This window comes from Streptomyces sp. NPDC054796 (genome assembly GCF_053611545.1).
Map to the genome: position 1 here is coordinate 70335 of NZ_JBSHAO010000029.1, position 8618 is coordinate 78952.

General features: G+C 73.9%; 4 protein-coding genes. 3 read left to right on the forward strand and 1 reads right to left on the reverse strand.

What is annotated here, in order from left to right; translation table 11 throughout:
* Positions 1 to 68 precede the first annotated feature (68 nt).
* From ACWGJ2_RS23615 to ACWGJ2_RS23625, 3 genes are all read left to right on the forward strand, one after another.
* Positions 69 to 2996, forward strand: coding sequence for an ATP-binding protein (locus tag ACWGJ2_RS23615; RefSeq protein ID WP_453348170.1), 2928 nt, complete (start codon positions 69 to 71; stop codon positions 2994 to 2996).
* A 28-nt stretch (positions 2997 to 3024) separates the two neighbouring features.
* Positions 3025 to 3522, forward strand: coding sequence for a hypothetical protein (locus tag ACWGJ2_RS23620; RefSeq protein ID WP_453348171.1), 498 nt, complete (start codon positions 3025 to 3027; stop codon positions 3520 to 3522).
* Positions 3523 to 3666: 144 nt separating this feature from the next.
* Entirely contained in the window at positions 3667 to 6156 is a 2490-nt protein-coding gene (locus tag ACWGJ2_RS23625; RefSeq protein ID WP_453348172.1) for a glycoside hydrolase family 95 protein, read from the forward strand.
* Here ACWGJ2_RS23625 and ACWGJ2_RS23630 read toward each other — a convergent pair.
* On the reverse strand, positions 6140 to 8191 hold the full coding sequence (locus tag ACWGJ2_RS23630) for an N-acetylmuramoyl-L-alanine amidase (RefSeq protein ID WP_453348173.1): 2052 nt from the start codon (positions 8189 to 8191) through the stop codon (positions 6140 to 6142). The two genes, ACWGJ2_RS23625 and ACWGJ2_RS23630, sit on opposite strands and share 17 nt — an antisense overlap.
* Positions 8192 to 8618: the final 427 nt, after the last annotated feature.

Here is an 8618-nt window from a genome sequence, read left to right on the forward strand (position 1 = left end):
GTACCGGCCGATCCGGACCCCGCACGCGCGTACCGTCGGCGACGTCTGCCCGCGTAAGGAGCGCCGAAATGCCGCAGACCACAGGCCACCTGAGAGGGGTGAGCCGCATGTTGCTGGAGCGGGAATCGGAACTGGCCGCCGTGAACGAGCGGCTGGCCCGGCTGAGCGGTGGGAGCGGCGCGTCGGCCGAGCCGCCAGCGGGAGGTGTGCTCGCCTTCGCGGGCGTCGCGGGAGCGGGCAAGACCACGCTTCTCGGCGAGGTCCGCAGCAGGGCCGCGGCCCAGGGCTGCACGGTGCTGCGCGCACGTGGCGGCGAGCAGGAGCAGGAGTCCGCCTTCCACGTCGTGCGCCAGCTCGTACAGCCCGTGCTCGCCGCCGAGGGAGAGGACGAGCACCGCCGGATACTCGGGAGCTGGTACGACATCGTCGCCCCCGCCGTCGGCCTCGTCGCGCCCGACGGCGGCATGCCCGACCCGCAGGGGGTACGCGACGGACTGGACTGGCTGGTGACCCGCTTCGCCGTGCGCCACGGGCCCGTCGTGATGATCCTCGACGACGCGCACTGGGCCGACGCCGAGTCGCTCGCCTGGCTCACCGGCTTCGCACCCCGCGCGGCCGAACTGCCCATGCTGATCGTGTTCGGCTACCGGCCCGAGGACCTGCCCTCCGGGGCCGTCGCCTTCCGCCGCCTCGTCGAGCGGGACGGCTCGCGCCCGTACGAGCTGGCCCCGCTCACCGCGCACGCCGTAGCGCGCGTCGTGCGGTACCGGCTCGGCCAGGAGGCCGAGGACCCGTTCTGCCGCGAGTGCTGGGCGGTCACGGGCGGCAACCCCTTCGAGGTCGCCGAGGTCGTGGCCAGGTCCTACGACAACGGCGTCAAGCCCCGCCTCGACAACGTCCCGCAGTTGCGCGAGCTGGCCTCCGCCGTCAAGGGCAGCGGCCACCTTGAGCGTCTGGAGCGGCTCGGGCTCAGCGCCGTGCGGCTGTGCTGGGCCGTCGCCGTCCTCGGCGCCGAGGCCACCGGAAGGCTCGCCGCACACGTGGCAGGGCTCGGCGAGCGGGAGACCACCGAGGCCGTGGCGAAGCTCAGGGAGGCCCGCATCCTGCGCCCCGCCTACCTCGAAGAGGACAGGATCGACTTCACCCACCCCCTCGTCGCCACCGCCGTCTACCGCGCCATCCCCGTCGCGCTGCGCACCGCGCTGCACGGGCAGGCCGCCTCCGCCGTCGTCGCCGCCGGCATGGGGCCCACCGCAGCGGCGCGGCACCTGCTGGAGGTGCACCCCGACGGCGACCCCGAGGTGGTCGAGGGACTGCGCGAAGCGGCGCGCGCCTACATGCGGGCCGGAGCACCCGAGGCGGCGCACCGCTGCCTCGCCCGCGCACTGCGCGAACCGCCCCAGGCGGACGAGCGGCCCGTCGTCCTCTTCGAACTCGGCTGCTCGGCGCTGCTGACCTCGCCCGCCGCCACCGTCAACCACCTGCGGGCCGCGCTGGAGGAGCCCGTGCTCGACCCGGCGCTGCGCGAGATGGTCGTCTACCGCCTCGCCCAGGCACTCGGCCACACCGACCGGCTGGACGAGGCGGCGCGCACCGTCGAGGCCGAGGCCCGGCGCGCGGGCGATCCGCGCACCCGGCTGCGCATGCAGGCCGAGCAGTTCATGTGGAACGCCTTCCGGGCCGACGAGGAGGACTCACCGGCACGCTCCCGCAAGCTCGCCCGTCTCGCCTCCCACCTGACGGGGCGCGGCACCGCCGAGCGCTACATCCTCGGGCTGCGCGGCTGGGACGCCATGGTGCGCGGCGAGAGCGCGGCCGTCGCGCTGCGCTACGCGGAGGAGGCACTCGGGGACGGGATGAGCTGGACCGACGAGCACTGGGGCTTCGAGGTGCCCGTGCTCGTCGCCCTCACCTTCATGTACGCGGACCAGCCGGGACGCGCCGAGGAGCTGTTCACCCGGGGCATCGCGGAGTGCGAGCGCAAGGGCTGGCGCGGGGCCCACCTCTCCTTCGGCTTCACGCTCCTCGGCTACATCCGCTACCGCCGCGGCCGTCTCGCCGAGGCCGAGGACCTGGTGCGCGGCGGGCTGCGGATCGCGGACCGGGTGGGCAGCAGGATCCCCGCGCAATGGTTCGCCATCGGCATCCTCATCGAGATCCTGCTGGCGCGCGGCCACCACGAGCAGGCGTGGGAGCTGGCCCAGACGTACTCCTACGGGCAGGTCACGCCCAACGCCGTCGTCTACCCCGACTCCCGGACCGTCTACGCGGAGCTCCTGCTCGCCCGCGGGCTGCGCGCAGAGGCGGAGGAGGAGCTGACGGCCGCAGGGCGCCGCCTCGACCCGCGCGGCATGCGCAACCCCGCCTGGTGTCCCTGGCAGTTGCGGCTCGCCGAGGCCGTCTGCCCCGACGCGCCCGAGCGCGCCGCCGGATACGCGGACGAGGCGCTGAAGCGCGCCCGCAGGTTCGGCGCGCCCTCGGCCGTCGGGCAGGCGCTGCGCACCCGCGCGCTGGTCGCGACGGGCGCGGCCAGGCTGGAGCGGCTGCGGGAGGCGGTGCGCTGGCTGGAGCGCTCGCCCGCCGCGTACGAACTGGCGGCGGCCCTCGTGTGCCTCGGCACGGAGCTGCGCAGGACCGGGCTGGCCGAGGAGGCGGCCGACCAGCTCTACCGCGGCCTGGAGGGCGCCGTGAACTGCGGGGCGCTCGCGCTCGCCGCGACGGCGCGGGACGAGCTGGCGGCGGCCGGGCTGCCCCCGCTCCAACTGCGCGACGACGACACGGACACGCTCACCACGGCCGAGCGCACGGTGGCGGAGCGGTCGGTGGCCGGGCAGAGCACCGCGCGGATCGCCGCCGGCCTCGGCACGGGGGAGGAGGCGGTCACCCGGCTGCTGTCCGGGGTGTACCGCAAGCTGGGCACGGACCCCGCCGGGCTGCCCCGGCTGCTGGACCGGCGGCTGAGGGCGGTGAGCGAGCCGGTGGTCCCGGGACACTGAGCGGGAAGGGGACACGTACCATGGCGACATGTCGTTCCTCCGCCGCCGCAGCGCTGCCGTCCCCGCAGGGCCGGACTTCGATGTCCTGGCCATGGACCCCAGTGACTGGCCGGGCAATCTCGGCGCGGGCCTGCTGCCCGCACCCGACGGCACCTGCCAGGGCGTCTTCCTGCGCTACGACCTGTTCGGCGGCCGTGGCCCGGCGATGATCATCGGCAACCTGCCGGAGGGCTCCCCGGCGCGCGAGGTCGCCGACGGGCAGGTGCCCTTCGAGGTGGCCCAGCTTCTGGTGGCGCTGGAGAACGACGAGCCGGTCGAGGTCACCGGCGTCGAGGACGATCCGGTGATGCACGAGGACAACCTCCTCATCGTGCGGCGCGTGAAGTGTTCCGAGGACCGCATCTCGTGCGTGCAGTTCGACCGGAGCGACGGTGTCCTGGTCACCATCGCGAGCTGGGACCGGCCCATCACGAGCGATCTCTACGCGCTGCTGAAGCCGCTGCCCGCCGAGATGTTCCAGCAGTAACGCCCTCCTGTCCCGCCCGTTCCGCCGCGCCTCCGGCGCCCTCTGCGTGCGTCCGCGTCGAGCCTCTTGCCGAGCTTTCATCGGATCTCTAGCCTGACGGCTGCCCGTCAGGCCGTCGTCCGAGCTGGCCCCAGGAGGCCATCCATGAGGCAAGGCAACAGTGGCATCACCCGAAGAACCGCCGTCAAGACGGTGGTGGGAGGCACAGCGGCGCTTACCGTGGGAACCGCTCCTCACGCCTCCGCCGCACCGCCCCCGGACGGAACGTCCCAGCCCTCCGATGAATTGACGCTCTGGTACGAGCAGCCCGCCACCCAGTGGGAGGGCGAGGCCCTGCCCGTCGGCAACGGCTCCCTCGGCGCCGCCGTCTTCGGGCGGCTCGCCTCCGAACGCGTCCAGTTCAACGAGAAGACCCTGTGGACGGGCGGCCCAGGCTCCCCCGGCTACGACCACGGCAACTGGCGCGCACCACGCCCCGGCGCCCTCGACCGGATGCGCGACCTCCTCGACGCCGAGGGCAGCGCAGAGCCCGAGCGGGTGGCGGAGGAACTGGGCCAGCTCAAGACCGGCTACGGCGCCTACCAGACCTTCGGCGACCTCCTGCTCGACTTCCCCTCAGCGCCCGCCGCACCGGAGGATGCCACCGCCTACCGCAGAGAACTGGACCTGGGCGAGGCCGTGGCCCGCGTCACCTACACGGCGGACGGCGTCACCCACCGCCGCGAATTCTTCGCCTCCCACCCGGCGGGCGTCCTCGTCGGCCGCCTCACCGCCGACGCGCCGGGCCAGGTCGGCTTCACCCTGCGCATCACGTCACCCCACGAGGACCGCACGGTGAGTGCCCGTTCCGGGCGCGTCACCTTACGCGGCGCGCTCCAGGACAACGGGCTCCTCTTTGAAGCCCAGCTGGCGGTGCGCACCGAGGGCGGCAGCCGCAGCGACGGCGACGACGGCAGCGTCACGGTCACCGGCGCCGACAGCGCCTGGTTCGCCCTCGCCGCCGGGACCGACTACGCCGACACCTATCCCGGCTACCGTGGCGCCGACCCGCACCGGCGCGTCACGGCCACGCTCGACGCAGCGCTCGCACGCGGCCACCGCGCCCTGCGCCGCGAGCACGTCGCCGACCACCGAGCGCTGTTCGACCGGGTCCGCCTGGACATCGGCCAGCGCATGCCCGCCGACGTGCCCACCGACCGCCTACTCTCCGGCTACGGCGACGGCTCCACCCCCGCGGAGCGCGCCCTGGAAGCCCTCTACTTCGCCTACGGGCGCTATCTGCTCATCGCCTCCTCGCGCCCCGCACATCCCGGCGAGCCCGTGGCGCTGCCCGCCAACCTCCAGGGCGTCTGGAACCACAGCACCGAGCCCCCGTGGAGCGCCGACTACCACGGCAACATCAATCTCCAGATGAACTACTGGCCCGCGCAGGCCGCCAACCTCGCCGAGACGGCTGAGCCGCTGCACCGCTTCGTGACGGCCCTGCGCGCGCCAGGCCGGGTCTCGGCGCGCGAGATGTTCGGCTCGGACGGCTGGGTCGTGCACAACGAGACCAACCCCTACGGCTTCACCGGCGTCCACGACTGGCCCACCGCGTTCTGGTTCCCCGAGGCCGCCGCCTGGCTCACCCGGCACCTGTACGACCACTACCGCTTCGGCCGCGACACCGGCTTCCTGCGCCGCACCGCCTACCCCGCGATGAAGGAGGCCGCCGAGTTCTGGCTCGGCAACCTGCGCACCGACCCGCGCGACGGCACCCTCGTCGTCACGCCCAGTTTCTCGCCCGAGCACGGCGACTTCACGGCGGGCGCCGCCATGTCGCAGCAGATCGTGCACGACCTGTTCACCTCCACCCTGGAGGCCGCTGAGACCCTCGGCGCCGACCGGGAGTTCAGGGCGCGCCTGTCCGCAGCGCTGGAGCGCCTCGACCCCGGCCTGCGCGTCGGCTCCTGGGGACAGCTCCAGGAGTGGAAGGCCGACCTCGACGACCCGGCCGACGACCACCGGCACGTCTCGCACCTCTACGCGCTGCACCCCGGGCGGCAGATCGCGCCGGGCAGCCCGGAGGCCGCGGCGGCTGAGGTCTCGCTCACCGCGCGCGGCGACGGCGGAACGGGCTGGAGCAAGGCATGGAAGATCAATTTCTGGGCGCGGCTGCGGGACGGCGACCACGCGCGCACCATGCTCGCGCAGCAACTGAAGCACTCCACCCTGCCCAACCTGTGGGACACCCATCCGCCCTTCCAGATCGACGGCAACTTCGGCGGCACCTCCGGAGTCGTCGAGATGCTGCTCCAGAGCCACCGCGATGTGGTCGACCTGCTGCCCGCGCTGCCCAGCGGCTGGCCCGACGGCTCGGTGCGGGGCCTGCGCGCCAGCGGCGATCTGACCGTCGACATCGACTGGAGCGGCGGCGCGCCCGAGCGGGCCGTCCTGCGCGCGGGCCGCGACGGCCGGGTGCGGCTGCGCTGTGCGCTCTTCGAGCGGCCCTGCACGGTGCGGGAGTCGGGGACGGGCTCGGGTCCAGGCGGAAGGGTGGTGGAGGTGCGCGACGAGGGCGGCGGCACCGTCGTGCTCGCCGCCCTCGCAGGGCACACCTACACCGTCACCCCTCGCGCTACGAGGAGGAGCTGACCACCCGCACGTCGTCGGCCTTCACGAAGGCCACCCGGTGCCCGAGCTGGATCTGGTAGTACGTCAGACCGCCCCGTACGACGGTGAAGTTCTCGCCCTCGGGGTCGAAAGTGGTGGCGTAGAGGTACTCGCCCCTCGCCTTCGGCCCCGCCGCGTACAACTGGCCCTCCTTCACCGTGTACGGCAGCGGCGACAGCTTCTGCACCGGCACGCCCTGCGGATACGCCTCCGCCTCCGGGTAGGCGCGCCCGTAGACCGGGATCTCGGTCCTGCCCTCCTTCGGCGTCACCAGACGGCCCTTGGCCGGCACGGCCGTGGGCGCCTTGCGCGGGTTGTGGAACCACGCCTTCTCGCCGAGGTACCAGATGGCCGTCCACTCGCCCGCGCGGTCCGCGACCGCGTACCGCTGCCCCGTGGAGGCGCGGGCCCCCGTGTCGTTGACGCCGGTCGTGGACTCGCCCCCTCCGGGGCGCAGGCCGATGTCCTTGACCAGCGGCGCGTCCGCGTCCGGCGCGGTGTGCAGCCGCACGGCGCCCGAGCCGTGCGACGGGCAGGGCTCGCCCGCGCTGTCGCAGCCGGTGTAGACGGGCCGGTTGCCGTCGTAGTCCGGGCGGATGGTCACCATACGGCTGTCCTTGCCGGCCTCCTTGCCGAAGGGCGCGCCGAGCAGCGTGAAGTAGTGCTGCCAGTCCCAGTAGGGTCCTGGGTCGGTGTGCATCCCGGGAATGCTCGCGGCCGTCACGCCCGGCACGTTGTCGTGCCCGAGGATGTGCTGACGGTCCAGCGGGATGTCGTACTTCGCGGCCAGATACCGCACCAGCCGCGCCGAGCTGCGGTACATCGCCTCCGTGTACCAGGCGTCCGGATCGGTCAGGAAGCCCTCGTGCTCCAGGCCGACCGACTTGGAGTTGACGTACCAGTTGCCCGCGTGCCAGGCGACGTCCTTGAGCGGGACGTGCTGCGCGATATGGCCGTCCGAGGCGCGCAGCGTGTACTGCCAGGAGACGTACTCCGGATCCTGGACGAGCTTGAGGGCGCCCTCGTAGTAGCCCTCCACGTCGTGCACGACGATGTAGTCGATCTTCTGCGAGGCGGGCCTGCGCGCCTTGTCGTGGTTGCCGTAGTCCAGTTGGCCCTGGTCGTTCTCGTACTCCTCGTAGGGGGCCGGGATCCACTCGCAGGACACGCTCCGCGGGCACTCCACGGGCCCTGTGTCCTGGGCTGTCGCGCTCTGCGCGCGCCCGGGGGCCCGCACCGACGGGCTCGGCTCCAGCGTGACCCGCTGCCCGGAGTCCGTGGTGCGCCGCTCGCCCTCGCGGATCACGTCGTAGACGTCGTCGGCGAAGGCGGTCGCGTTCGCCGCGTTCGTCGCGTCCGCCGTGCCCGCCTCGCCGCTGCCGCCCGGATAGGCGGCGACCGCGTCGTACCAGTCGGCGGGATCGGGGCTGAGGGGGCGCCCGAGCCTCTTCTGCACCGAGGCGAGCAGTGCGGCGCCGCCGCGTACGTTCGCCTCCGTCGACTCGCGCAGCGCCTCGGGCGCGAGCCCGGTCAGCCGCGCTGCCTGCCCGAGGGTGCGCAGTCGTGCGGGCACCTCGCCCTTGCTCATGGCACGGTCCGTCTCGGCGTCCTCCGTACGGAGGGGGCGTGCCGTGTCGCCGCGCGCGTCCTCGTCGTCGGCGTGCTTGGGCTGCGAGGAGTCGGCGAGCGCCGTGCGCGCGTCCGTGAGGTGCATCGGGCCGTAGCCGCCGGAGACGCTGGGCGCGCCGTCGTGGGAGTCCCACCGGGACTGGAGGTAGGAGACGCCGAGCAGCACGCTCTGCGGCACCCGGTACCGCTCTGCCGCCTCGGCGAACTGCTGCTGGAGCGCGTCGTCCCCGCGCTGCTCGGCGGTGGCGGACGGACCGGCCAGGGCCAGCGGCAGCAGGAGCGCGGCGGCGGCGCCGACGACCCCGGCGGCCCGCGCGCGGTGCCCACGCGGTCCTGCCGGGCGGAGTCTGACGGAGCGTCTGTTGGGGACGGTGACGGAACCAGGCAAGGCAGCCTCCTCGGACTGTGCGCGGTGTCGTGCGGGGCACGAACAGTCCTCAGAGGTATCGGTTGCCCGACGATACGTCAATCACCCCGCACCGCCCGGGAAGCCGCACGTCAGGCGCGGTGCGCGGGCTCTCCGCGCGCTTTCCGCACGGGGGCGCCGGGGCCTGCGGCGCTTCACTGGTCCAGACCGGTGGAGCGCGGAATCGGCGCGCCGTGCGACGTGCGGTCCGGCGAGCGGTCCGACGTGCTCTCCGGTCCGGCGCACGGATCGATGCGCTGTCCGACGCGCGGTCCTCCGACGTGCGGTCCGCGGGCCCCGGCTGAGGGGCCCGCGGACGCTTCAGCGGGTGCCGGCCGCGGCGCGCCCCGCGCCGCGCGCGAGGCCGCCCTCGTCGGGCAGCCGCCCCAGCGGGAGCCCCAGGAGCGCG